Origin of the sequence: Shewanella sp. S1-49-MNA-CIBAN-0167 (genome assembly GCF_040310145.1) — a bacterium.
Taxonomy (GTDB): Bacteria; Pseudomonadota; Gammaproteobacteria; order Enterobacterales; family Shewanellaceae; genus Shewanella; species Shewanella psychromarinicola.
On the sequence record NZ_JBEOPO010000008.1, the window covers coordinates 58,651 to 83,354 of the forward strand.

Genomic DNA, 24,704 nt, shown 5'->3' on the forward strand with positions numbered 1-24,704 from the left:
AATTAAAGGTTAAATAAATAATATTTTATATTTGTAATATGATTGTTTTTTGATATAAAAGAGTGTTGGAATGTAATTTGAGTGCAAAAGTCGGTATGTTAAACCGTTTTTACCGGATGGCGTAGTATCAAGTGTAGGGTTATTTTCATTATAAAAATGAGATAATGACATAGCGTTAACTGACGTTAGCCTCTGTGTCGCAATAACAATGTGCAGTAAAAGAAAATAAATATAAAGAGTCGTCTTTTAGGGTGGATTAGATATTGCTAATAAGTAAAGTTATGGACTTCCAGCGGCTAGCCGCAAGTCAATTGAACTTACCAAACGTGACAAACCTGCACAAGAAAGTCTTGTTAGTAAGTGTATTTGCTGTAGGCGCTGCGCTTTTATGGCCAACACAACAAGAGTTTTCATCACAACGTATTCCTGTGGCCATTGATATTGATTCATTATTGCCACACATAGCTCAGCAAGATACAGCTTTGACGATCGTTAAGCCTGCAACACCTATTTTAAATCGGGTGATTGAAAGTGGTGATACCTTAAGTCGTTTGTTTGAATTAGCCGGTATTGACCAACGAACCATGTATAAAGTGCTTGAGGCTGATTTAGAAGTTTTAGCTTTAGATACCCTGTTACCGGGTAACCGCATCCAATTTTGGGATAATGCCGATGGTGAACTTGATAAATTAGAGCTGTATTTTAACCCTGCTCATCAAGTGGTATTTACTCGTTTTAAAGACGGAACTTACGCCGTAAATGACATTAATATCGATGGCATATGGCAAAACCGCATTGTGGGCGGTGAAATTAACGGCTCTTTTTATGTATCGGCTAAAAATGCAGGCCTAAGTGCTGCCGAGATTCAGAAAGTCGAATCACTGTTAAAGTCAAAATTAAACTTTTCACGTGAGTTACGTGCAGGTGATACATTTTCGGTTTTAGTCAACGATCAATTTGTTGAAGGTGAACCAACAGGTATCACATCGATTGAAGGCATTCGTATTAATACCGGGCGTCGGGACATTACCGCGTTTCAAAATGCTGATGGCAACTATTACGATATTAAAGGTCAAAGTTTAACGCCTGCTTTCCAACGTATCCCATTAAATAGAACTGTGCGGTTAAGTTCTCGGTTCAACCCCAACCGCAAACACCCGATTACGGGTCGGATTCGGCCACATAATGGTACCGACTTTGCTACCCCTATTGGTACTCAAGTGGTGGCTCCGGGTGATGGTGTGGTGACGCTGGTTAAGAAGCATGCTTTCGCGGGTAACTATATTGTGATTGAACATAACAATAAAGTGCGTACTCGTTACCTGCATCTGTCGAAATTTTTAGTTAAACGAGGCCAACGTGTAAAACGAGGGCAGGTGATTGCATTATCAGGTAATACGGGTGCGTCAACGGGTCCACACTTACATTATGAGTATATTGTGAATGGTCGTCCGGTAGACGCAATGAAAGCCGACATCGCAGAAGCTAAAGTCTTACCTAAAAAGCAATTACACGCCTTTCAAGCTTTGGTACGTAGCCGAAGCATGATGATGGATTTGGGTTAATTAGCTGAGGCTTATTACACCGAGTGTAGTTGTGATAGCCATAAAAAATGCAGCCTAAGGGCTGCATTTTTTATGGGTATGCTACTAGTGGATTCTAACGCCTTGGATTACATAATCATGCAAAAAATCTTCAAAGCCAACCTGTGAATTTTTTAATGTATTCATAACACCAATCGTACTGGCTGTACTAACACACTAAACGTAAATATAGCCTATGTGATTGGTATAACTTCTATATATTTAATCAACAATTTATAACAGATATATAATGTAATACCATCATCATTATTATCAAGGTCAACGTAAAATCTTAGCTAAATCAGCTAGACAAATAGATAAATATTCAAAATTCAGCATCCTTAGGTCTATTTTTACAGAGCCTAATCCCCCTGTGTCAGGATCTAACTCTTATACACAAATAAATTTAATTGAACTTTATACTCTTCGGTTGATCTGATCATTTATACAAACAAAATATGTGTAAAGACAATATGCTTATAAAAGACACCGAAGAATGGGCGAATAACTTATTTGAACATGCAGAGCTAGGAGATGAGCGCCGCACTAAGCGTCTTATAAAAATCAGCCATCAAATGGCAAGTAATTCGGGTTGTTCAATTGTTAAGGCATCAGGCTCTCAAGCCTCAATAGAGGGAGCTTATCGCTTTCTTAGAAACGATAAAATTGAAGCGAATGATATTGCTAGTGCAGGTTTCTCTTCACTCTTACCTAAGCTACAACGGTCAAAAAAAATACTTGCGCTAGAAGATACGTCAACATTATGTTATCGGCACAATGTGACTAAGGAACTGGGGCACACAGGCGCATATAAGCAAAGTTCATCGAAAGGTATATTAGCTCACTCAGTATCTGGGCAACTTTTTAAAAGCAAAAAGTTGAGCCCAAAGCTCATCGATTATTTCGCGTAAGGTGATTGGCCCACTTCTTCGGCTACTAACCAGACTCGCATATCAAATTCTAACTGATGGTAATCCGCGAGCATGAAGGTACACAGTTGATAAAACGCTTTGTTGTGCTCTTTCTCCCGCAGGTGAGCCAATTCGTGCACTACCACCATTTGCAATAGCTCAAACGGAATGTGCTTTAAGCGCGAGGTAATTCGAATTTCATTTTTGGCTTTGACTTTATTACCTTGGCGGCGATTAACAAATGAATGCAAACCTAGCGCGTGATGGCTTAAGCTAATCTTGTCATCAAAAATGACTTTGGCTAATGGATCTGATTGACGCATATACGTATTTTTTAATGCTATTGCCATATCGTACAAGGCTTTATCTGTGCGAACGTCGTGTACTTTCGGGTAACGGGTTAAAAAGTGGGTGCCTAATGCGTTTGCATCAACCAATTGGCGAATTTTATCAACCACGTCAGGCTGGTAACCGTTTAAATACCGTAACGCACTTTGCTCATTTTGCTGTTTTTTAATGTCGGCGCTAGTGATCAACAGGCTTATATCGGTTTTGGGTTTTAATGCTTGGCTTGCCGATTTGACGGGCATTTTAGGTGGGGCTTTGGGCGCTTTATTGTCTGACATAGGTCAACTGATTTTTTTTGACGTTACCGCTATCTGTGTCGGTATCGGTAACGCCAATATAGAACGGTGGCGGCAGTGGATTACACTTTACCGAAGATGAGTCGGTTATGCTGAACATAAGCAACGTCAAATGCATTAAGCTGGACGCGTTTTAGATCTAATGACTCAAAGTCAACTTGTGGTGGATTACGTTTTAATTGCTCTTTAACGATCAAAGGAGAAATAAGCGTAACAGGGATATCACTTAATTGAATGGCTGCTTCCAGTTTAAAGCTGGTGGCACTGCCTGCAAATTTACCTTTTTGCTCACGTTCAATAATGGCAATTTCATCGACTTTATAATCGGCGATTAATTTTTGAAACGCAAAGTTGAATTCACGAATTGATTCAGTGCTTGCCGATTGTGAAATACTGAATGAGACTTTACGACATGCTGGCACGTTAAACGTTTCGCCTTCATAGGTCAGTAAACAGATAATGGCTTCGCCGCCTTTTAATTCAACACCACAAATTTTCATGTTAATCCTTACTGGTTTATTCATACGAGAGTGCCGTTGGCATTGTCGTTATCGTTCATTTGTGTAGGGTAACGATTACCCTACATTCATCATCTGTTATCGCAGTTTGAGAGCGATTTAGTCTTCTGTTGTGCCGTCGTCTTCAATAACTTGAATCGGTTTTACTTTACGGCGTACTGGCGCATCACCGACATCGACGCCAGTAATAAAGCGTTTATCACTCTTGGGTGCCGCTTTAGGTTTTTTAGTGGCGCTGGCTCTTTTACTGACTTCAACACCTTTGGTACTAACCGCTGCTTTACCTGCTTGAGGCTTATCTTTTAGGCCGGTAAACTTAGCCTTTAAGCCTTCAATCACAGTGGGCTCAAAGTTTTTACGTAAAAACAGTTGTACTTTTTTAAAGCTGTCCCAATCTTTAGGACCCACAAATGAGACCGCATCGCCTTTAGCGCCCGCTCGGCCAGTACGACCAATACGATGGACGTATTCTTCAGCAAACTTTGGCATATCAAAGTTAATCACTAACGATACGTTGATTAAATCAAGGCCGCGTGATGCTACATCTGTGGTCACTAATATCTGGGATTGGCCTCGAGCAAATTGATCCATAATCTGGTTACGAGCCGATTGCTTTAAATCACCACTGAGCGCAGAGGTGGTAAAACCTTGTGATGCTAATAAAGTGGCTATACGGTCTGTATCTGAACGTGTTGCCGTAAATACAATCACTTGCTTGTGTTGCTCTTGAGTTAAAATGTGCTGCAGCAAGGCTTGCTTATGGTCTAAATGATCCACCAAAATAATACGCTGCTCAATGTCTTTATGTTCGGTGTAAGACTCACCAATCGATACATGACTCGGTGTTTTGAGTAGCGTTGCGGCAATGTCATTAATGCTGTCATGATCTAACGTAGCTGAAAACATCAAAGTTTGGCGACGTTTATGATCGGCTGCATCATTAATTGCTTTTAACTGCGGAGCAAAACCTAAATCGAGCATACGGTCAGCCTCGTCAAGAACCAACAATTCTAGGCCATTTAAATACAAGTGACGCTGTTGTAAGTGGTCCGCAATACGTCCAGGCGTGGCGACAATAAAGTGAGGATCTCTTGACAAGGCTTTGGCTTGGTCATTAAAGTTCTCACCACCGAGTACGCTAATGGCCTTATATTGAGTATTGGCGACTAATAAGCGTAATTGGCCATAAACTTGCTGGGCTAATTCACGTGTCGGTAATAAGATGAGTACCCGAGGATCTTTTTTCGACAATGCTCTTGAAGAGATTACCCGTTGCATTGCTGGCAGTAAAAACGCTAAGGTTTTACCTGAGCCCGTTTTAGACGATGCCATTAAATCTTTACCTGATAAGGCAATGGGAAGTGCTTGCGCTTGAACATCGGTAGGCGTAGAAATGCCAAGGTGCTTTAAACTGTCAAGCAGGCGCTTGTCCAACGAAAAATCGGTAAATTGCAAAGGTAAATCCCCTAAAAAATGTAAGCCGGTGATTATAGCTGTTTCACCTTGCTATAGCCAACAAGAGTCGCTTTAGTTATGCTATTTTTTAGCTTTATATTATTGCCCTCGTTCGGCATCGCTATTGGTCGATTCTGCCGAACCTTTTCGTAAAGATTAATATGCTGAGCATGGAAGGAAAAAAGATGACAAAGCTCACCGTGGGATTAGCCCTAGGCAGTGGAGCCGCTAAAGGTTGGGCACATATTGGGGTATTGAATGGTTTAGCCAAGTTAGGTATTTACCCTGACAAAGTTGCGGGTTGTTCAGTGGGTGCATTAGTGGGCGCGGCCTATGCGAATAATCATTTGGGTGAACTTGAAACCTGGGTGAGTGGTTTTTCGAGTTGGGACGTACTCGGATTAATGGACTTAGGCTGGCGTAAAGGCGGCTTAATTAGCGGCGAGAAAGTATTTGATGTCTTAGCCAATCGCATTGGCGATATCAATATTGAACAGTTAAACCGTCCTTTTGCTGCAGTGGCTACCGATTTATATTCTGGACAAGAGATTTGGTTTAAAGAAGGTGACTTACGCCATGCGGTTCGCGCCTCATGTTCTATGCCCGGCTTTTTACCCCCAGTACAGCAAGGTCATCGCTGGGTTGTTGACGGCGCCGTGGTCAATCCGGTACCTGTGTCATTAGCCCGTTCGATGGGGGTTGATGTGGTTATTGCAGTGGATTTAAACGGTCATCGCCGTGATCAACTTCATAAGGCCCCAGAGCAAGTAAAAAGCCGAAAAGCGAGTAAGTCAGAGACGATTGATGAAAAGGCAGAGCTTGAATCAGGTTTTATGGATTTATGGGGCAAAGGCAAAGACTACATGAGTGTCTTAACTGACAAGCTTGCTATAGGCAGTTCAAAATCCCATCCAGGTATGTTGGCCGTTATGTCACAATCAATGGATATTTTAGAACAACGCCATAAACGCTCGCGTTTAATGGGCGAGCCACCAGATATTTGTATTGTGCCTTATGTTAATGACATTGGCACAATGGAATTTCATCGTGCAAAAGAAGCCATTAAAGCGGGTGAGCAGGCAGTAAAAGATATTCAACATTTAATTGAAGCGACCTTAAATTAACGCTTATGCGGTGTCGAATATGAGTCATGTGTTCATTACGGATGCACGAGTTCGAGACCGCTCGATTAATGTTTATGCAAGAGTGGTTATGCAATAACGGTATTGTCCAATGTGGGTTGTTGTCATCATTATGTTCAATGCCTCTTTTATAAAGAGTCATTGGCAAGTCACTTAGTTTGTTGATATGACAACTAGAATGGTGTTCGATGACAGCGTAGCGCGCTTAAGCGTTATGTTAGCTTGTTGAGTACCGCGCTAGCGGTGTTTGAATATGGCAATATTGATTTACGAAAACACTCCATATTGTGAAATAATTTACCATCTCTCCCCTTGTATTTTTATCCGACGGATCAGTGAACATTCCTACAATATCCATTGCTGAAAGCAAGATATTTTTCAATATTAAGTAGTGCTGAGAATTATGATCTGGATCAAAGTAATGCTCAGCGTTAATGTGTCTAATACACTCTATATTGTGTTTTTTGTAAATTAAAGTTCTATATATAGTGCTTGTAAGGATGGTCGTATGCTTGTAGTCGTGAAAAGAGATGGATGTCGAACCGCCTTTGATGGATGTCGGATCAAAGAGGCTGTAGTTGCAGCAATGGAGTCTGCAGGTCAAGCAGATCATCAATATGCGCAGCAGTTAGCGCAAACGGTTGAACAGCAAATGGCTGCGAAAACCGAAGTTGATATTCACGAACTACAACATGCAGTCGAAAACTTATTAATGTCTGGGCCGTATAAATCGGTGGCACGTCATTACATTGAATATCGCCATGATCGCGATACCCATCGTGAAACTCAAAGTAAATTAAATTGTGCTATTCGCGGCTTGGTTGAGCAATCAGACAGTGCCATTTTAAACGAAAACGCCAATAAAGATGCCAAAGTGATCCCCACTCAACGTGACTTACTTGCCGGGATTGTTGCCAAGCATTACGCCAAAACTCACTTATTACCTAAAGATGTTGTCGACGCACATGAAAAGGGCGAAATCCACTATCACGACTTAGACTACGCACCATTTTTCCCGATGTTTAACTGCATGTTAATCGATTTAGCCGGCATGCTGACTCATGGCTTTAAAATGGGCAATGCTGAAATAGAACCGCCTAAATCGATTTCGACCGCAACGGCTGTGACGGCGCAAATTATTGCACAGGTGGCGAGCCATATTTATGGTGGCACAACGATTAACCGTATTGATGAAGTGTTAGCTGAGTTTGTACAAATTAGTTATCAAAAGCACCTTAGCGTCGCTAAAAAATGGCAAGTGGCCGACGTGGAAGATTATGCGATGACTCAAACCGAAAAAGAGTGTCATGACGCGTTTCAATCGCTTGAATATGAAGTCAACACCTTACATACCGCCAACGGGCAAACGCCCTTTGTTACCTTTGGTTTTGGATTGGGGATATCGTGGGAATCTCGTTTAATTCAGCAATCTATGTTAACTGTGCGCATGGCTGGCTTAGGCAGAAACCGTAAAACGGCAGTATTCCCTAAATTGGTGTTTGCGATTAAAGATGGCGTGAATCATAAAGCGGCTGACGTCAATTACGACATTAAAAAGATGGCATTAACCTGTTCAACTATGCGCATGTACCCTGATATTTTAAATTATGATCAAGTGGTGAAAGTCACTGGTTCATTTAAAACTCCGATGGGTTGTCGTTCATTTTTGGGCACTTATGAAGAAGATGGCCAATTGGTACATGAAGGACGCAATAATTTAGGTGTTGTTAGCCTTAACTTACCGCGTATTGCGTTGGAAGCAGGTCAAGATGAACAGCGTTTTTATCAATTACTCGACCAGCGACTACTGATTGCACGCAAAGCGTTAGATACTCGCATTGCTCGGTTAACCGGGGTTAAAGCGCGAGTGGCACCAATTCTTTATATGGAAGGGGCGTGTGGCGTGCGCTTAAATGCCGATGATGATGTTAGCGAGATCTTTAAAAATGGTCGTGCGTCAATTTCGTTAGGCTTTATTGGCCTACACGAAACCATTAATGCCTTGTATGGCAATGCTGAACATGTGTTTGATAACGCTCAATTACGTGAGAAAGCTGTTGCGATCATTAATCATTTGAAGCAAGCCACTGAATCTTGGAAGCAAGAAACGGGTTATGGTTTTAGTTTGTACAGTACTCCGAGTGAAAATTTATGTAGCCGTTTTTGCCAGCTTGATACGACTCAGTTCGGTGTGGTGGCAGGGGTGACAGATAAAGGCTATTACACGAATAGTTTCCATTTAGATGTTGAAAAGCAAGTGAATCCATACGATAAGATTGATTTTGAACAACCTTATCCGGCTATCGCCAATGGTGGATTTATTTGCTACGGCGAATACCCTAACATGCAGCACAATATTGAAGCGCTCGAAAATGTTTGGGATTACAGCTACAGTCGGGTGCCATATTACGGCACCAACACTCCGATTGATGAGTGTTACGATTGTGGCTATATCGGTGAGTTCAATTGTACCAGCAAGGGCTTTGTTTGCCCCAAATGCGGTAATCACGAACCTAGTCGAGTGTCTGTGATTCGACGAGTTTGTGGCTATTTGGGCAGCCCAGATTCACGGCCGTTTAACTTTGGTAAGCAAGAAGAAGTGAAGCGCAGAGTGAAGCATTTATAATGTATTATAGTGCTTATCATAGTATTGATGTGATCAACGGCGAGGGCACTCGCTGCACGTTATTTGTCAGCGGTTGCGAGCATGCTTGTAAGGGATGCTATAACCAAAGCACTTGGCGTGTGGATGCTGGGCATGTATTTAGCCAAGCGTTAGAAGATCAGATTATTAATGATTTAACCGACAGTCGTATTTTCCGTCGCGGCTTATCGTTAAGCGGTGGTGATCCGCTGCATCCCGCTAACCTTGAAGCGATATTGAAATTGGTGATGCGGGTAAAGGATGAATGTCCCGAGAAAGATATTTGGTTATGGACCGGTTACCAACTTGCTGATCTAAGTGAGCAGCAACAAACCGTGGTGAACTTGGTGGATGTAATGATTGACGGTAAGTTTGAACAAGATAAAGCTGATCCCGCGCTATTGTGGCGCGGTAGCAGCAATCAACAGGTTTATCGTTTTAACAGATAGTGTTTGAATCTAGACGGTGTTAAGCATGAGTGTTTTAAGCGTTCGTGATGCCTAAAGCATGTCGATAACTCTTAGTGCGTTGTTTCGTTCTAAATTGATCGACCACTAAACTCCACAAGGGGGAATCATTGGTTTGTGGTGGTTTCCCTTGGCTTATGCGGCGAAGTTGGCGTTTAATGATAGCCATAGTTGCCAGCCCAGCTAAGGGCTTACTTTGCCAATTAACCATTGGAATAGACGGGATAAACTCGGGCTGTGTTCGCCACTTATTGGCTAAGTTGGGATAAAAGGCGAGGGCGCTGGCAATACCGCATAAGGCAAAGCCGGTATCAATGACTTGTTGTGCCACTGGCAGGCGATAAATCCCCCCTGTTAACATTAAAGGTATAGGGCTGCGCTGGACCAACTGCGCGGTTAAACTTAAAAAGTAAGCTTCTCGAGCTAAGGTGCGTTCATCGGCACTGCGACCTTGCATAGCGGGTGCTTCATAGCTGCCGCCTGATAATTCCACCATTTCTACTTGATGCTGCGCCAGCATAGTAATGACTTTTTCGGCATCGTCGATATCAAAGCCACCCCGTTGAAAATCGGCTGAATTGAGTTTTACCGCAATGTCAAAACCGGCACCACATCTCAGCCTAACTTGCTTGACCACTTCCATTAATAGTTTGGCACGATTATGAAGACTTCCGCCCCATTCATCATTGCGCCTGTTGGTTAATGGCGATAAAAATTGTGCCAGTAAATATCCGTGTGCGGCATGAATTTGTACGCCATCAAACCCCGCTTGTTGAGCCATGCTGGCTGTGGTAACAAAACGTTGGATAACGTCGTCAATATCTGCAGTAGTCATGGCTTTAGGCTCAGAAAACATTGATGAATGTTTACCTAGATCGAGTGCGATAGCTGATGGGGCAATATTCTTACCGCCCATGGTTTTAAACACCTGTCTGCCGGGATGATTGATCTGCATCCATACTCTGGCACTATGTTGTTTAGCCGTTTTGGCCCATTGAGTGAAGGGGGCAAGTGCGCTGCTAGAGGTTAATACCACGCCGCCAGGGCCGGTCATGGCTAAGGGATCAATCATGACGTTGCCGGTGATCATTAATCCAACGCCGCCTTTTGCCCAAGCATCATATAAGCTGAACAATGCGTGATCAGGTTGTTGCAGGGCATTAGCAAGATTTTCTTCCATGGCGGCTTTGACCAACCGATTAGGAATAATTGCGCCATTGGTCAAGGTGTATGGGGTAAAAATGGTATTAGCCATCAAATAATATCCTAAGGTAACCGCTTGAATTAATGTCTCGGTTATCCTACATGTAGCCTAGATAGTCAATTATCCTTATCAAACAGGGATAAAAAAGCACTGCAAAAGGCAGTGCTTTACACCATGTTGTCATTCGATTTTGATCAAACCGAACCCAAACCACTATTGCATTAAATTCGATAGGTTACCGTTAACTTCGCGTTGCGCTCTTCGCCGGGCAATCCGCCTAAGAACATGGCTTTATCGTAATAAGTTTCATTAAAGATGTTATTAATGTTCAATTGAACTTTATAACGCTCAACATCATAACTAATGGCTGAATCGATTACGGTGTAACTTGGTACGTAGCCGTCAGGTATGCCAAACGAACTTGAGTGTGTACTACGCTCATCCACATATTTGGCTCCTAGGCTTAATGATAGTGGCGCTGATAAGCCCAATTCTGCTGCATAAGTTACCCAAGCCCCCGCGGTTACATAAGGCACACCTTTTTGGCGTTGGCCATAATCACTACTATTGGGATTTTGATTGTCTCTGGCATCTTGGTAAACCGCGTTAAGGTTCACTTTCCACTGGTCACTTAAATAAGCATTCAGATCCAGTTCTACCCCTTTGGTATCTTCGCTGCCATCATAAAAGTATGGGTCAATATCAGGCGTGACCGCGCTACTGTCGTAATTTGGGTTGGTATAAGCCAGATTGGTGCGTGAGGTTTTAAACAATACTAATGATGCCAATAATTGGTCATCAAATGCTTTGGCGCGAATACCCAAATCATTACTGATTGATTGCGAATCTTCGCGGTCAGCTTCATTACCTTTTACGTCGCCTAACACACGGTATGCTGTTCGGCCTTTAGAGTGATTAACAAATATAGAGATATCGGCAGTAGGCATAAAGGTTAAGCCTAAATTGTAGGTTACACCGTTATCTGTGGTGTCGGCTTCTGGCTGAGGATCGGCTAGGCTACTGCTGTAGCGGGCATCAACACCTAAGTGTTCATAGCTTTGTTTAATCTCATTAAAGGCAACGCCAATACGGCTGGTAAAGCCGCCCCCTAAGTAACCCACATGTTGTACGCCCAAACCCCATGCAGTGACAGATTTATTGTAGTTACTGGTTAATAATGGGTCGTAATCTTCAAATTCTCCTTCACCCCAATTTGGGTTACGGATATCATAAATAAAAGGTAGAGAGCCTTGATAGGATTGATTGCCGTTGGGGTCTTTCAAGGTATAGTCGGCGTCGTAAATCGAATACTGCTTAAAGCGGATATCGCGGTCTTCAACGTTAACATTGACCAGTAATTCGTTACTAATGTTGCCAATGTCAAAGTCATAACGTAAGTCGGCAAAATACTGCCATGACTTTTCGTCTGCGGACACTTTGCGGTATTCCTGACGACGTGCTGCGTAGGGATATAACACATCATTTTCAACAAGCGGCGCACGAGGATTTTGGTTAATCACTCCATTTCGTTGCCAATATACATAGTTATAAGCACCCGTTTGACGAGCAAAAGCCGTTTCGTAATTACGATATTGCAGCTGTTGGTTTAAGAATAAGTTATCGGTGAGGTAAATATTATGGGTGAGTTTAAAGCGCAACTCTTCACCTTGGTTGTCTTTCGCCATCGGTGAAATAAGCCCATTGGGACCAAACTCATATGGCGTTTGTCCGTCACTGGCACTTAACGAGTCAGCCAGTTGTTGGCGCTGCTCATCGCTAAGTTGTAAACCTTTGCTGCTTGGGTCGTTAACCAGATCTTGCCAGCTAACGTCAGCTGCAGTTTTACCATCGACAGAAGCGGCATTATAAATACGGATAGGATGGCCAATCGAGTCAACCGGAATGGCATCGTTAATGTAAGCAGCAGATAGCATCAGATTTTGGTTGTCGTCTAATACAAACTTTAGTGAGCCATAAACTTCATCTCTGTCGGTACCCAAATCGCGATAGCCATCACTGCGGGCACTTTTAGCCACCACTCGATAAGCCATATCGTCGGTTATTGCGCCTGTGCTGTCGGCCATCAATGAATAAGTGTCCCATTGACCCACTTCTGCTTCAAACAACTGTTTACCGTCAAATGCTGGCTTTTTCTCAATAAGATTAATGACGCCGCCTGCGCTGCCCATGCCATAAAGTCCTGTTGCAGGCCCTTTGAGCACCTCGACTGAGCTGACGTTGGTCAGCGAACGTGTTGGGTTAAAGGTGTTACCTAAACCTGCGCCGCCATACATACCATCATAGGTATAGTTGGCACCTAATCCGCGCACCACTAAGTTGTCGCCAATACCATAATTATTGCCCGCTTGAGTCACTCCGCTGATGTTACGCACCAACTCTTGCATATTAGTGATGCCTTGCGAGTCAATTAATGCCTCATCAACAATAACCACCGCTGCGGGGGTTTCCATCAGTGACATATTCGATTTGGTCGCCAGTCCTGAGTTCATCACCACGTGGTTTTGTCTGCCGTAAACAGTAATACGTTCATAATCAGTTGGGGATGATGTATTGGCCTTATCAGTTGATGCCTGTGTTCCTGCTTTAGGCTGGCTAATGGGAGTTTGTGCGAGAGCATAAACGGGAAACAGTACACCTTGACAGGCAATGGCAAGGAGAGATAAACGGAGTAACGTCATAACAGGCACCTTTATTTACAATAGTGCGAATGATAATGATTATCATAAGTATTGCAATAGTGATTTATCTCAAATGTCGTAAAAAGGGGATATAGGTGATTTGGTTGCGGATCAATTAATCAATATGAGTGAGAAATGCGGATCACTAACTTGGCAGCGAAGGGCATAAACCATGGGGCGATTAGGTATATACGATGGCATAAAACACATTACGTAAGTCATGCAAAATGTGCACAGTCCAATAGTGTTGATTGTTTGTTGTAATGTAATAATATCTTGATTATTTGTATGGGGTGAAAAAGTTTGCTGGTACATTCATATATCAAGCGTTTGCTATTCGCATCTTAGGGGGTTTTGGGTATATAATCTGCCTCCGAAACGGTGTTGTGATAAACGCATAAGCGAAAATGAATCATTAACACAGTAAAGCATTGAAGGTAATCAAATGAATTTAAAGCAAGAGCTGCAGACTTGGAATGATAAATTAGACAAGTTTCGTCGCAAATTAGCCGCGGCTGAAGCACGTGGTGATGCCGCGATTGTCCTGCAGTTTAAGAAAGAAGTGGCAACCGTTACTAAGCGAATCGCAAATATTAAAGGCCAACAAACACGTCAGTTTAGCCAAGAAGGTACAGCGTTGAAAGCGCTAGGCTTTAAGCGCACGCTAACCAAAGCAGAACAAGCTGATATGGGCAAGTTAAATAAATCAGTTAAAGGCTTAGTGGTTGTGCATCCTTTAACGGCATTAGGCCGTGAAATGGGCATTAAAGATGTAACAGGTTTTGCTCCTGCTAAGTTCTAATATTTTCTTTTACAGTTAGTTGTCGTAAGGTTAATTCATGTCGATAAAGTATATCGCAACATCTAAGTTACCCACTCCTTGGGGGGTTTTTGCTATGCACGGTTTTGAAGAGACCGCCACGGGTAAAGAACACGTTGCGTTGACATTCGGTCAACTGGATCCCACTCAACCTATGCTAGGTCGTATTCATTCAGAATGTTTGACCGGTGATGCATTATTTAGTTTACGTTGTGATTGTGGATTTCAATTACAAGCAGCAATGCAAAGCATTGCTGAGAAAGGCCAAGGCTTTTTGTTGTACTTACGTCAAGAAGGACGTGGGATTGGTTTGCTCAATAAAATTCGTGCTTATGAGCTGCAAGATGCTGGCGCCAATACGGTAGAAGCTAATTTGCGTTTAGGTTTTGAAGCGGATATGCGCAAGTACGACATGATTTTGCCTATGCTAGAGAAAATTGGGGTCACTAAAGTGAAGTTGATGACCAATAATCCGCGTAAAGTCATGGCAATGCAAAATGTTGGCATTGAAGTGGTCGAACGTATCCCATTACAAGTAGGTAAAAATCGTTACAACGAATCATATTTAAAGACCAAGTCAACTGAAATGGGTCATATGATGTCGGAGCACTACTTCCACGATGAATAGCCTGACAACATAAAGTTTAGATGATGATGAAACAAAGGCAGATCATACCACTCATTGGTTCATCATCGTTTAGTTATACGCGTTTTTTGTATCCTTTTTCTCGCGTCATATCCGTGACGGTATTACTCATTCTTGGCAGTAATATTAGCCAAGCATCTGAATTATCTCCCGCTACATCGCCTGAATTGATCTCTGAACCAGATGCTTCTCATTATGCATTTGCCAATTACTTAGGCAGTGGTATTTATCGTACCTCTGGCCAAAGTGCTGCTGTTGCCAATATCCCGATGGGATTCGAACTTGATTCAGCAGATGATTACGTGTTGAAGTTACGTTTTACGGCATCGTTTGGTTTTTTTGATTATTCATTTAATGACTTACCTCAAGGCAGTTTTCCTAACAATGTGGGCACTATTACTTTAACGCCAGGGCTTGAATATCATTGGCTGGTGGATGATCAGCTAACATTGGAGAGTTATGTTGATTTAGGCTATGGGCATAATTTTTCGACTTACAGCCATGTCGGGATTTTTTCCACAGGCATATCGGCCCTCTATAAACTTGATGCGCCTTTATTCACCCCTGTATGGGTAAACCGAGTGTATTATGCCGGCTATCAAAGTAATCAAAATGACAGCACAGAAGGCTATTCGGTATTTAAAACCGGTATCGACTTTGGGGTTAATTATGATTGGCAGTGGCAAGATACCCTTGTGGCGCCGAGATTTTTTATTGCCGCACATTGGTATTTTGACAAACTAAAATTCGTCACCCCAGTTGGTAATGATGTTTTAACCTCATACACTTATGAAATCGGCACGACATTAGCCTTTTCAAAACCCATCAGCTTCAGTGCGATAGGCTTAGACAGCGTAAAAATCGAACATTTTGGGTTCAGTTATCAAGTGGGTGGCGGGCTTAAAGTTTGGCGATTAATTTTCGAATTTCCGCTATAAGCCCTGGCAGAGTTTAGCCATTGATAAGCTAATTTGAGCTTGCTCCCCAAATATCGGCATTGACTGGTGTTGTTGATTCTGTACTTGCTGTGTCAGAGTCAGAGTCAGCTTTAGCTTTAGCGGCAACCGTTTTATTTGAGACGGGTTTAGCTGACGGTGTTTTTACCTTCGCAGGCCGCGTTTTAGCCGCAAAAGAACCGCGGTTATCGTCTTTAGGTGGCGGCAAGGGCAGTTTGTTGGCCTTAAGATATAAGTATTCAACTTTATCACGCGCCCAAGGCGTTTTACGCAGAAACTTCAAGCTTGATTTTACACTCGGATTATCTTTGAAACACTGAATATTTATCCTAGATCCTAATGCTTCCCACCCGTACTTTTCAACGAGTTCAGTAACGATAGTTTCTAGTTTAATGCCGTGAAGCGGATTGTTTGCTTGGGTCATGGATTGTGCGAGCTAATTAAGTTTGCAATATTATACCCACATTGTCGCCAAAGTGATATCAACGTAAAAATGGCAGTCAAGGCTGCCATTTATTTAACCATACTGAATGTTATAGCTCGTTGGCTAGTTCAACTTTATCATCATCGTCAATATCATTGTCCGTATCAACATCGCCTTTGCCTTTGGTTTTTATGATCACCATCGCAGTGATTATTGCTGTGGAGACTAAACCTGCAATCGTTGACACTGTCATCGGTAAACCTGCGCCTAATGTTGATGAGTTGAGTATGAAACTAATCACCACACAAGTCATAAACATCGCCGGTACAGTACAAATCCAATGAAATTTATTATGGCGCAGTAAATAAGCTGCTGCAGTCCATAACATCATCACTGCGGTAGTTTGGTTTGCGACACCAAAGTAGCGCCAAATCACCCCGAAATCGACTTGAGTTAGCACCGCACCTACAACAAAAAGGGGCACTGCAAGCATAAGGCGCTTAGGTAACTCGATTTGTTTAATGTTAAAGAATTCAGCCAAGATTAAGCGAGCTGAACGAAATGCAGTATCGCCAGAGGTGATAGGTAATACAATGACACCCAAGATAGCTAAGAAGCCACCAAATGTGCCCAATAATCCGTTAGAGGCTTCGTACACTACGTTAGCTGGGTTGCCTGCCATACCGGCATTTAATCCTTCTACACCACCAAAGAATGATAATGCAATGGCACACCAAATTAGCGCAATAATACCTTCGCCAATCATGGCACCAAAAAACACAAAGCGGCCATTTGACTCATTTTCAACACAACGTGCCATTAATGGTGATTGTGTAGCATGGAAACCAGATACGGCACCACAAGCAATGGTGATGAACAAGGCAGGCCATAATGGCATGTCGTTAGGGTTTAAATTAGTAACGAAGTCACCCATTTCAAAACCCGCTAACATGGTGTGTTCGCTTGACATGGCTAACGCTATGATAAGTCCCACTGACATAAATACCAGTAATGCGCCAAAGAATGGGTATAAGCGACCAATGATCTTGTCGATAGGAACGATGGTGGCAATTAAATAATAGACAAAAATAATACCAACAAAGAGGGTAACATCTAAACCAGTCAGTTTGCTCAGTAAGCCAGCAGGTGCAGAGATGAATACCACGCCGACTAACAATAATAAGATAATGGCAAACAAGTTCATAAAGTGCTTGGCGTTTTTACCTAGGTATTTACCTGCTAAGCTGGGTACTGACTGACCGTTATTGCGTACCGATAGCATTCCCGAGAAGTAATCGTGAACCGCACCGGCAAAAATACAACCAAATACAATCCACAACATAGCGGCTGGGCCATATAATGCGCCTAAAATAGGACCAAAAATTGGCCCCACACCGGCAATATTTAGCAGTTGAATTAAATACACTTTACCTTTGGACATTGGCACGAAGTCGACGCCGTCTGTTTGGGTGAAAGCAGGTGTTTGTCGCTGGGTATTGATGCCGAATACTTTTTCGACAAAGGCCCCATAAATAAAGTAGCCGCCGATTAGCAGGCCCACACAGAGTAAAAACCACGTCATTTTGTTATCTCCCCATTTTTAAGTGATATCACTGTAAAGCAGTTTTTATCAAAAAAGGGTGACAGTTAATTAAGTGGTCGGATCGGGTGCCTAAGCGGTAAATAGGCAGACTAAGCGGCGAGATGAGTTGGTTATTGGTAGCCCAGTAATAATTTAAGCTCTTTTAAATAACGGCGTGAAACGGGCACTTTTGCACCACTACGGGTAGTGACTTCTGCACCTGAATCAATGAGTTCTATTTCAGAAATAGCGTTGGGAGATAATAAATATTGTTTATGGCAGCGGATTAACGGGGTTTTTTCTTGCAACACTTTCAAGGTTAATTGGGTGTGACAATAATTTTTATTTGAGCACACATGGATCCCACCGACATCACTAAAAATATATTCAACATCAGCCGTTGCGACTACTTTGAGTTTATTACCGCTGTAACAGGGTAAATGGGCTAACTGAGTTGGGATCATAGGGTGCATCATTTGTGGTGACAGATCGGCTCTGACTCGATTGAGTGTTTGGTTAAAGCGTTTTTCATCAATGGGTTTGAGTAAATAATCAAAGGCATTGTTGTCAAATGCTTTAACGGCATATTCATCATAAGCAGTGACAAAGACGACTCTAGGCATATTTTCTGGGCTAAGCATGGCAATCAGTTCCATGCCGTTAATACGCGGCATTTGAATGTCGACAAAAATTAATGCGGGTTTTAATTGGTTGATTTGTTGCAGTGCTTCAATCGCATTGCTGCATTGCCCCAACACCTGAATATCTGCTTGTAGTGCCAATAAATCGGCGATTTCTTGACGAGCAAAAGGTTCATCATCAATGATTAAACAGGAGATCATTGGTCTATCTCCTCCAGAGGTAAACGCACACTGATGCAAGTGAATAGATCGGTTTTACACTCGACCTCAATCCCGTATTGGTCACCAAATAAATTTTGGATCCGTTTGTGGACTAAATTCATCCCTAAACCCTCAGTGTTAGTGGATGGTTGGTATAAACCTGCATTGTCGGTCACGCTGAGTAATAAGTCTTCGCCATCGGGTGTGGCTTTTACATTAATAATGCCCGCATCAAGTAAGCGCGATGTTCCATGTTTAACCGCATTCTCAATCAAAGGTTGTAAGGTAAACGCGGGCATTTTTAGATGATGGTAAATTGCCGGAATATCAATGGTAACCTGCAGTTTATCAATAAAACGAGCCCGCTCTATGGAGAGGTAAGCATCAATATGCTCAAGTTCATCAGCCATGGTCACCAGCCCGGTGGTGCGAGTTAAGTTGATGCGCAAAAACTGGGATAATTGCTGTAATAATTGCTTCGACATTTGTGGGTCACGTTTAATAATGGCGCTGATAGTATTGAGCGCATTAAATAAAAAGTGCGGATTAACTTGCGCTTGTAACAATTTAATTTCTGCTTGCATCAATAAACTTTTCTGTTGTTCAAATCGCCCGTAGAGAATTTGGTTTGACAGTAACCTTGCAATCCCTTCGCCTAAGGTGCGATTAATGTTTAAAAAGAGCTTATTTTTAGGTTCGTATAACTTAATGGTGCCAATGACCTCATCGTTACTGAGCAGTGGTATGACTAGACTTGAACCTAAACTGCAATTAGCGGCTATGGAGCAAGCATAGCTAGTGTCGACACCATCGGCAAACATCACCCGATTGTGTGCAATGGCATCAAGGGTGATTTGGGATGAAATTGGCGTATTAGGAATATGATGATCAGCCCCAATACCAATAAAGGCGAGTAATTTATGTCTGTCTGTAATGGCGACAGCCCCGACTTGGGTTTCTTCTATGACGATTTGGGCAACCTTTTTACTCGACTCCAAATCAAAGCCCTTGGACAATAATCCGACACTGCGTTCAGCTATTTTGAGCGCGTTGGTCGAAAAACTGGATGAGAGTTTATCAAACATGGCTTTTTGGTCGCGAACAATACTCATAAACATCGCCGCGCCTAGGGAGTTAATCAGTAGCATAGGTGGAGCGATTAGCTTGACCAATTCCCAAGCTTGGTCAAAGGGTTTTGCGACCAGTAAAATAATTGACATCTGCATTATTTCAGCCATAAACGTCACCCCAAATACGATAATAGGCTGATAAGCCAATTCAGGTTTACCGGCTTTTTTTAAATAATAGCTGATCATCCCAGCAGATAAGCCTTCTAAGGTGGTCGATATCGCGCAGGCAATATCGGTAAATCCCCCCATAGAATAACGGTGTAATCCACCCGTTAGCCCAACCAACAAACCAGTGACTGGACCACCTAGCAATCCGCCTAATACAGCCCCCATCGCCCGAGTATTGGCAATGGCTCCTGATGTTTGCTCACCAAAGTAAGTTGCCATAATGCAAAAGCTGGAGAACACAAGGTAGATAAAGATTTTATGAGGTAAGCGTTTTGATGTTTCTGCAAAAAATTTAAATAACGGCGTTTTACTGACTAAGTAAACGAGAACTAAATAAACACACATCTGTTGTGTTAGCAGTAATATTAACGGCATATTTTCTCTTATGGATTCATTAAAGGCAGTCAGATTTTGGTGGCTAAATATATTATTTTTTTGCTCTGATAAGAGAGCCATTACTGGTTAGCTGGGGGTCGCTAGTGGCGTCTCGTTGCCACAAATATGAGTGCAATATAAATAATACTACTTTAATTTTAGCATGATATTAAAAGGCATCAGCAGTAATTGATTATCAACTCAAGGCTATGACCGAATAGAGATTAGAGATAACGTATCTCTGTGCGCAGCTTATTATCGGGTCCGATCTCTAATAATGACTCGTCTTCAATGATGAATTGTCTGTGCTAATCAAGTATATCTGCGCCCACACGTTGAAACCATTAAAGGTCAATGTTATGGGTATTTGATCACATCATTGGACATCGTGCTTGCCAACATATCTGTTGATAATACTCATCGAAAAGTCCTATCGTTAGCGTGATGTTTTTCTTAATAAATCAGATTGCTTGGTGTTACTTTGCTGATAAAAATCATCAATGAGTATTCTGAGTATTTTTGATTTAGCCACTTTGTTGCTTTTGGCTATCTCATCTAATTGTGAAATACTTTTTTCGGTTAATGTAAAAGTGGCATGACGATAAATTTTAGTACTTTTTTTATCGAGCCCTTTTAGAAAGTCTTGAGTCGTTGAGGTGATAACGGGCTGGTCATGAGACGCCCCTAAACCCAACGCATAATTATTAGCATCTTCAATAAAGTCGTCAACAGATACCTTGACTCGGGTATCTTTAGTTTTCTTGCGCTTAAGATCAGTTAAACTCATAGCTATTTTCTGGCGGAATGGCAAACAGTTCATCGGCAATGGCTCTAATTTCATCAGCAGCTTTACCGCTAGGATCGATTTCTAGGACAGAAGAGCCACTTTCTTCACTATCATCATAGATATTACGACTAAACGTCACTGAGTTGAGTGCACGTAAACCAAAAGACTCCACGACTTCCTTCGCTTCTAAAATACGTTTACCTTGAGATGGCAGTGCAGGGCATTGCGTTATCACAATGGCTGCAATCATTTTGGGATTGACCATCTTACAGGTACTGAGCATGTCTTCCATATGAGGTAAGGTTTTAAGATCGCGACGCTTTGGACGAAGCGGGATCACAACATAGGTTGCTACAGACATGGCCGCTCGCATTGCAAGGTTATCTTGGCCGCCACAATCAACAATGACATAGTCAAACCGTTCATTTAAACTCAGCAGATCATTACGGATTTTGCCATAAAGCTGAATACAATTGATGGCTTTTAGGCTGGGGTCATTATTGCGAGCTTGGATCCAGTCTGATGTGGTTCGTTGCGGGTCGCAGTCAACCATTAGCACATTGGCATCGTATTTTTGACTAATGTGTACGGCAATATTTTGTGCTAAACAGCTTTTTCCACTGCCACCTTTTTCTCCGCCGACGAGCAATATCATGTTGTGATCCTTGATGCTAGGCGCCTTGTTGCACCGAAAATATTGATTGGTATTTTATTTTGAGTACAGAGCCGCCATAGGGTACTGCATAAAATAATCAATTAAATAAGCTGTAAAGCAATATGGTAACTGTAAGGCGAGCATTCGGTACAGCGACAGACTTGGCCTTTAATCGTATTTTGTTTATTGGTATTTTCATTGAACGTTAATGCGATCAAATCACCGACTTTAAAACTGGCTTTGAAGTCAAATAAGACTCCTTTGCGGGCGAGGTCAATACAGATACCATGGTCTATACATGATTCGCCTTGTGCATTAATCCAATCTAGACGGATCCGCTCAGCTTCCATATCTAAACGTAAAGAACTGCGTTTTTCTTCGAACCCTGTTGGCTCTTGCCCCATTATGTATCTCCTTGAAATGGTTAATCTGTCAGCATCTATATCTGTTGCTTTGTGACGGTTCATTACCAACAATACTTAATATCTATTAATCTAACAATTTTCTGGTTTTATTCTATAATTTCAGCTTTTAACGTTCTACTGTTAACTTTTAGCATAGTTACTTTGTTAAGCAAAACCAAACTTTGGTCAACATGCCGAGTAATCGATACTCGGCTTTATTTGGCTGAACCGTTAAGATGATTAATTATCGTAGTCTTGGTTTTTAGGGTAAGGCATTTTCAATTGGCCCCAGCGGATCACGATAACGGTGCTCGCCAGTAAAATGGTCGAAAGCGAAATCGCTAAAATACGCCAATCTTCCATGCCCTTCATGTCTAAAATTAAATACCGAGCCAAGGCGACAATCGCAATATAAAGCGGCATACGGATAGGTAATTTACCTGATTCGATATAATTGACCACCATAGCTAATACTTCAAGATATATGAATAGTAGGAGTAAGTCAGCTAGTTCCACGGTTCTAATGTCAAACATATGAAGAATTTCTTCACCAATGGCAAATACGGTCGCCAGTGCAATAATAAATAACACTAAATATTCGATACTTTTTAAGGATTTTAGGCCTAAGTTTCGCAGTTGTCGCATAATCTTCTACATTAACAAAATCAAGATACTATTATTGACGAATTTGGGATGATTTCCCAGCATTGTTGCTCTATTTTGCAAGATATATCATGGCTTTTTAATAAGTTCTGTCTTAAAAAACGTTAGCCGTACTGAACTGATCAAGTACACCATATGATTGGTATGACTCATTTTAAGATTGACTGGGATAAAACAAGAAGTGTTACAAGTATTGCAGGGGCTCTATATGACAGACATAAAAAAACCGCTATAGCTGTGCTTTAGCGGTTTAAATCGATTATTGCTAAGGATCTATACAATAATATATGGCTAACGATTAACGTTTTAAGCCTTCATTTAGTAAAGGACGCATGGTTTTAACCAGTTGAGTCGTCATTTTCGGGCTGCCAGCAACAATATTGCCTGAAATCATGTAGTTATGCGCACCCATGAAGTCGGTAACGGTACCGCCTGCTTCACGACAAATTAAGTCGCCTGCAGCGATATCCCATGGCTTTAAGCCAATTTCAAAGAAACCGTCTAAACGGCCTGCAGCAACGTAGGCTAAATCTAACGCAGCTGAACCGCCACGACGAATATCTGCACACAATGGGAACACTTCACTCAGAATAGCCATATAGCTTTCTGTGTGTTGGCGTGCTTTAAATGGAAAACCGGTGCCGATCATCGTATTGCTTAAATCATTGACATTGGTTACACGCATACGGAAATCATTGAGCTTAGCGCCTTTGCCGCGAACCGCTGAAAATAATTCTTCACGGACAGGATCGTAAATAACGGCAACTTCAATTTTGCCTTTATATTGAACTGCGATAGATACCGCAAAGTGAGGAATACCACGAACGAAGTTGTTAGTGCCATCCAAAGGATCAACTATCCAAACATAGTCTTTGTTTTCACCACGGTTTTCACCGTTTTCCTCACCAATGACGGTGTGGTCTGGATAAGATTTACGAATTTGATAAGTAATAGTTGCTTCTGCTTCCTTGTCCACACTAGTCACAAAATCATTAATACCTTTACTGCTTACCTCAACACGATCAAGCTCAGTATAGGCGCGCATAATAGTTTGGCCTGCGGCGCGTGCGGCGCGCGTGGCAATAGTCAGCATCGGATGCATTGCAATCCCCTGGATGTTAAAGAACGAGTAAAATAGCGCCCGCATTATACTTAATTTGACAGTTATATCAAATGCAGATTTTCATATAACGTAATTTTTAACGATTGTGTTAATATGTGGATAATATTTTTAGCTAAAAGAAAGTGCTACATGCTCAGTAATATTCGTGTTGTTTTAGTTGGTACCTCGCACCCTGGTAATATTGGCTCTACTGCTAGAGCAATGAAAACCATGGGCTTATCAAATTTATATCTTGCAGAGCCGAGAGCTGAGCCTGATGGACAATCGATAGCGCTGGCTGCAGGTGCGTCAGATATTCTTAAAAACCTGACTCGAGTTGATTCGTTAGAAGAAGCAATAGCCGATTGTAGCTTAGTGATTGCCACTAGCGCGCGCAGTCGTACCCTTGATTGGCCGATGCTTGATCCTCGTGAAGCCGGTTTAAAACTGAATCAAGAAAGCTTAAATGGCCCTGTTGCCATTGTATTTGGCCGTGAAAATCATGGCTTAAGTAATGAAGAGTTACAAAAATGTACTTATCACGTGGCTATTCCAGCAAACCCAGAATATAGCTCGTTAAACTTAGCGCAAGCAGTACAAATTATTTGTTATGAAACCCGAGTCGCGCACCTAGCGCAAACTGAAACTCCAGCAGTGACGGATGAATATCCATTAACCTCTGATCTGGAACGTTTCTTCGTCCATTTAGAGTCAACGTTGTCTAAAACTGGTTTTGTGATTAAAAATCATCCTGGACAAGTTATGACTAAACTACGTCGTTTATACACTCGTGCGCGTATTGAAGCACCAGAGATGAATATTCTACGGGGTATTTTGACTTCTATTGATAAGAAAGTGGATAAATAAGATTAAGCAGTAAAGG

The 24,704-nt window shown here is 42.0% G+C and carries 23 protein-coding genes; 9 read left to right on the forward strand and 14 right to left on the reverse strand.

Going from position 1 to position 24,704, the window contains the following annotated elements:
- Window positions 1-281: 281 nt before the first annotated feature.
- The gene (locus AAEZ00_RS05375) at window positions 282-1,565 is read left to right on the forward strand and encodes a peptidoglycan DD-metalloendopeptidase family protein (RefSeq protein WP_164839576.1); all 1,284 of its coding nucleotides are present in this window, start codon (window positions 282-284) and stop codon (window positions 1,563-1,565) included.
- Between the two features lie 491 nt (window positions 1,566-2,056).
- The gene (locus AAEZ00_RS05380) at window positions 2,057-2,494 is read left to right on the forward strand and encodes an IS4/Tn5 family transposase DNA-binding protein (protein ID WP_351088421.1); all 438 of its coding nucleotides are present in this window, start codon (window positions 2,057-2,059) and stop codon (window positions 2,492-2,494) included.
- On the opposite strand, the gene AAEZ00_RS05385 is transcribed toward AAEZ00_RS05380, so the two are convergent.
- The 3 genes from AAEZ00_RS05385 to AAEZ00_RS05395 form a co-directional block, all read right to left on the reverse strand.
- Window positions 2,482-3,084: a YgjP-like metallopeptidase domain-containing protein gene (locus AAEZ00_RS05385; protein ID WP_101034695.1), complete on the reverse strand. Its 603-nt coding sequence runs from the start codon at window positions 3,082-3,084 to the stop codon at window positions 2,482-2,484. The genes AAEZ00_RS05380 and AAEZ00_RS05385 overlap by 13 nt on opposite strands.
- A gap of 116 nt (window positions 3,085-3,200) precedes the next feature.
- Window positions 3,201-3,638, reverse strand: a complete 438-nt coding sequence (locus tag AAEZ00_RS05390; protein WP_101032124.1) for a DUF3010 family protein — start codon at window positions 3,636-3,638, stop codon at window positions 3,201-3,203.
- Window positions 3,639-3,755: 117 nt separating this feature from the next.
- A complete protein-coding gene (locus AAEZ00_RS05395; protein ID WP_101032123.1) occupies window positions 3,756-5,111 on the reverse strand; it encodes a DEAD/DEAH box helicase in 1,356 nt (451 codons plus the stop codon).
- Between the two features lie 185 nt (window positions 5,112-5,296).
- Here AAEZ00_RS05395 and rssA point away from each other — a divergent pair, with 185 nt between their 5' ends.
- The 3 genes from rssA to nrdG all read left to right on the forward strand — a co-directional run bounded on the left by rssA (window position 5,297) and on the right by nrdG (window position 9,346).
- The gene (gene rssA, locus AAEZ00_RS05400) at window positions 5,297-6,235 is read left to right on the forward strand and encodes a patatin-like phospholipase RssA (protein WP_101032122.1); all 939 of its coding nucleotides are present in this window, start codon (window positions 5,297-5,299) and stop codon (window positions 6,233-6,235) included.
- Window positions 6,236-6,761: 526 nt separating this feature from the next.
- The gene (gene nrdD, locus AAEZ00_RS05405; protein WP_351088422.1) at window positions 6,762-8,879 is read left to right on the forward strand and encodes an anaerobic ribonucleoside-triphosphate reductase; all 2,118 of its coding nucleotides are present in this window, start codon (window positions 6,762-6,764) and stop codon (window positions 8,877-8,879) included.
- The gene (nrdG, locus tag AAEZ00_RS05410; protein WP_101032120.1) at window positions 8,879-9,346 is read left to right on the forward strand and encodes an anaerobic ribonucleoside-triphosphate reductase-activating protein; all 468 of its coding nucleotides are present in this window, start codon (window positions 8,879-8,881) and stop codon (window positions 9,344-9,346) included. The genes nrdD and nrdG overlap by 1 nt, the downstream gene beginning before the upstream one ends.
- A 34-nt stretch (window positions 9,347-9,380) precedes the next feature.
- Here nrdG and AAEZ00_RS05415 read toward each other — a convergent pair whose 3' ends face one another.
- On the reverse strand, window positions 9,381-10,619 hold the full coding sequence (locus tag AAEZ00_RS05415) for an NADH:flavin oxidoreductase/NADH oxidase family protein (RefSeq protein ID WP_124011774.1): 1,239 nt from the start codon (window positions 10,617-10,619) through the stop codon (window positions 9,381-9,383).
- A gap of 170 nt (window positions 10,620-10,789) precedes the next feature.
- A complete protein-coding gene (locus AAEZ00_RS05420) occupies window positions 10,790-13,267 on the reverse strand; it encodes a TonB-dependent receptor (protein WP_124011773.1) in 2,478 nt (825 codons plus the stop codon).
- Between the two features lie 445 nt (window positions 13,268-13,712).
- On the opposite strand from AAEZ00_RS05420, the gene AAEZ00_RS05425 reads away from it, so the two are divergent.
- Genes AAEZ00_RS05425 through AAEZ00_RS05435 form a run of 3 tightly spaced genes read left to right on the forward strand, consistent with a single transcriptional unit; the run spans window position 13,713 to window position 15,671 of the window.
- Complete coding sequence (locus AAEZ00_RS05425; protein ID WP_101032117.1) at window positions 13,713-14,069, forward strand: YibL family ribosome-associated protein; 357 nt, start codon at window positions 13,713-13,715, stop codon at window positions 14,067-14,069.
- A 37-nt stretch (window positions 14,070-14,106) separates the two neighbouring features.
- On the forward strand, window positions 14,107-14,715 hold the full coding sequence (ribA, locus tag AAEZ00_RS05430; protein ID WP_101032116.1) for a GTP cyclohydrolase II: 609 nt from the start codon (window positions 14,107-14,109) through the stop codon (window positions 14,713-14,715).
- 20 nt (window positions 14,716-14,735) lie between these two features.
- Window positions 14,736-15,671, forward strand: a complete 936-nt coding sequence (locus AAEZ00_RS05435) for a hypothetical protein (RefSeq protein ID WP_124011772.1) — start codon at window positions 14,736-14,738, stop codon at window positions 15,669-15,671.
- 28 nt (window positions 15,672-15,699) lie between these two features.
- Here AAEZ00_RS05435 and AAEZ00_RS05440 read toward each other — a convergent pair whose 3' ends face one another.
- The 9 genes from AAEZ00_RS05440 to suhB form a co-directional block, all read right to left on the reverse strand.
- Entirely contained in the window at window positions 15,700-16,113 is a 414-nt protein-coding gene (locus AAEZ00_RS05440) for a VF530 family protein (RefSeq protein ID WP_351088423.1), read from the reverse strand.
- Between the two features lie 109 nt (window positions 16,114-16,222).
- A complete protein-coding gene (locus AAEZ00_RS05445; protein ID WP_101032113.1) occupies window positions 16,223-17,695 on the reverse strand; it encodes a carbon starvation CstA family protein in 1,473 nt (490 codons plus the stop codon).
- Between the two features lie 131 nt (window positions 17,696-17,826).
- Window positions 17,827-18,537: a two-component system response regulator BtsR gene (gene btsR / locus AAEZ00_RS05450; RefSeq protein WP_124011770.1), complete on the reverse strand. Its 711-nt coding sequence runs from the start codon at window positions 18,535-18,537 to the stop codon at window positions 17,827-17,829.
- A complete protein-coding gene (locus AAEZ00_RS05455) occupies window positions 18,534-20,210 on the reverse strand; it encodes a sensor histidine kinase (RefSeq protein ID WP_124011769.1) in 1,677 nt (558 codons plus the stop codon). Before AAEZ00_RS05455 ends, btsR begins: the two co-directional genes overlap by 4 nt.
- Window positions 20,211-20,646: 436 nt before the next feature.
- Entirely contained in the window at window positions 20,647-20,997 is a 351-nt protein-coding gene (locus tag AAEZ00_RS05460; protein WP_101032110.1) for a replication protein RepA, read from the reverse strand.
- Window positions 20,984-21,652, reverse strand: coding sequence for an AAA family ATPase (locus AAEZ00_RS05465; RefSeq protein ID WP_101032109.1), 669 nt, complete (start codon window positions 21,650-21,652; stop codon window positions 20,984-20,986). Before AAEZ00_RS05465 ends, AAEZ00_RS05460 begins: the two co-directional genes overlap by 14 nt.
- A 101-nt stretch (window positions 21,653-21,753) precedes the next feature.
- Window positions 21,754-22,056, reverse strand: coding sequence for a PilZ domain-containing protein (locus AAEZ00_RS05470; protein WP_101032108.1), 303 nt, complete (start codon window positions 22,054-22,056; stop codon window positions 21,754-21,756).
- Between the two features lie 240 nt (window positions 22,057-22,296).
- A complete protein-coding gene (locus AAEZ00_RS05475) occupies window positions 22,297-22,701 on the reverse strand; it encodes a phosphate-starvation-inducible protein PsiE (RefSeq protein WP_101032107.1) in 405 nt (134 codons plus the stop codon).
- Between the two features lie 316 nt (window positions 22,702-23,017).
- Window positions 23,018-23,821: an inositol-1-monophosphatase gene (gene suhB / locus AAEZ00_RS05480; protein ID WP_351088424.1), complete on the reverse strand. Its 804-nt coding sequence runs from the start codon at window positions 23,819-23,821 to the stop codon at window positions 23,018-23,020.
- Window positions 23,822-23,971: 150 nt separating this feature from the next.
- Between suhB and trmJ the strand changes: the two genes are divergently transcribed.
- Complete coding sequence (trmJ, locus tag AAEZ00_RS05485; protein ID WP_101032105.1) at window positions 23,972-24,688, forward strand: tRNA (cytosine(32)/uridine(32)-2'-O)-methyltransferase TrmJ; 717 nt, start codon at window positions 23,972-23,974, stop codon at window positions 24,686-24,688.
- Window positions 24,689-24,704 lie beyond the last annotated feature (16 nt).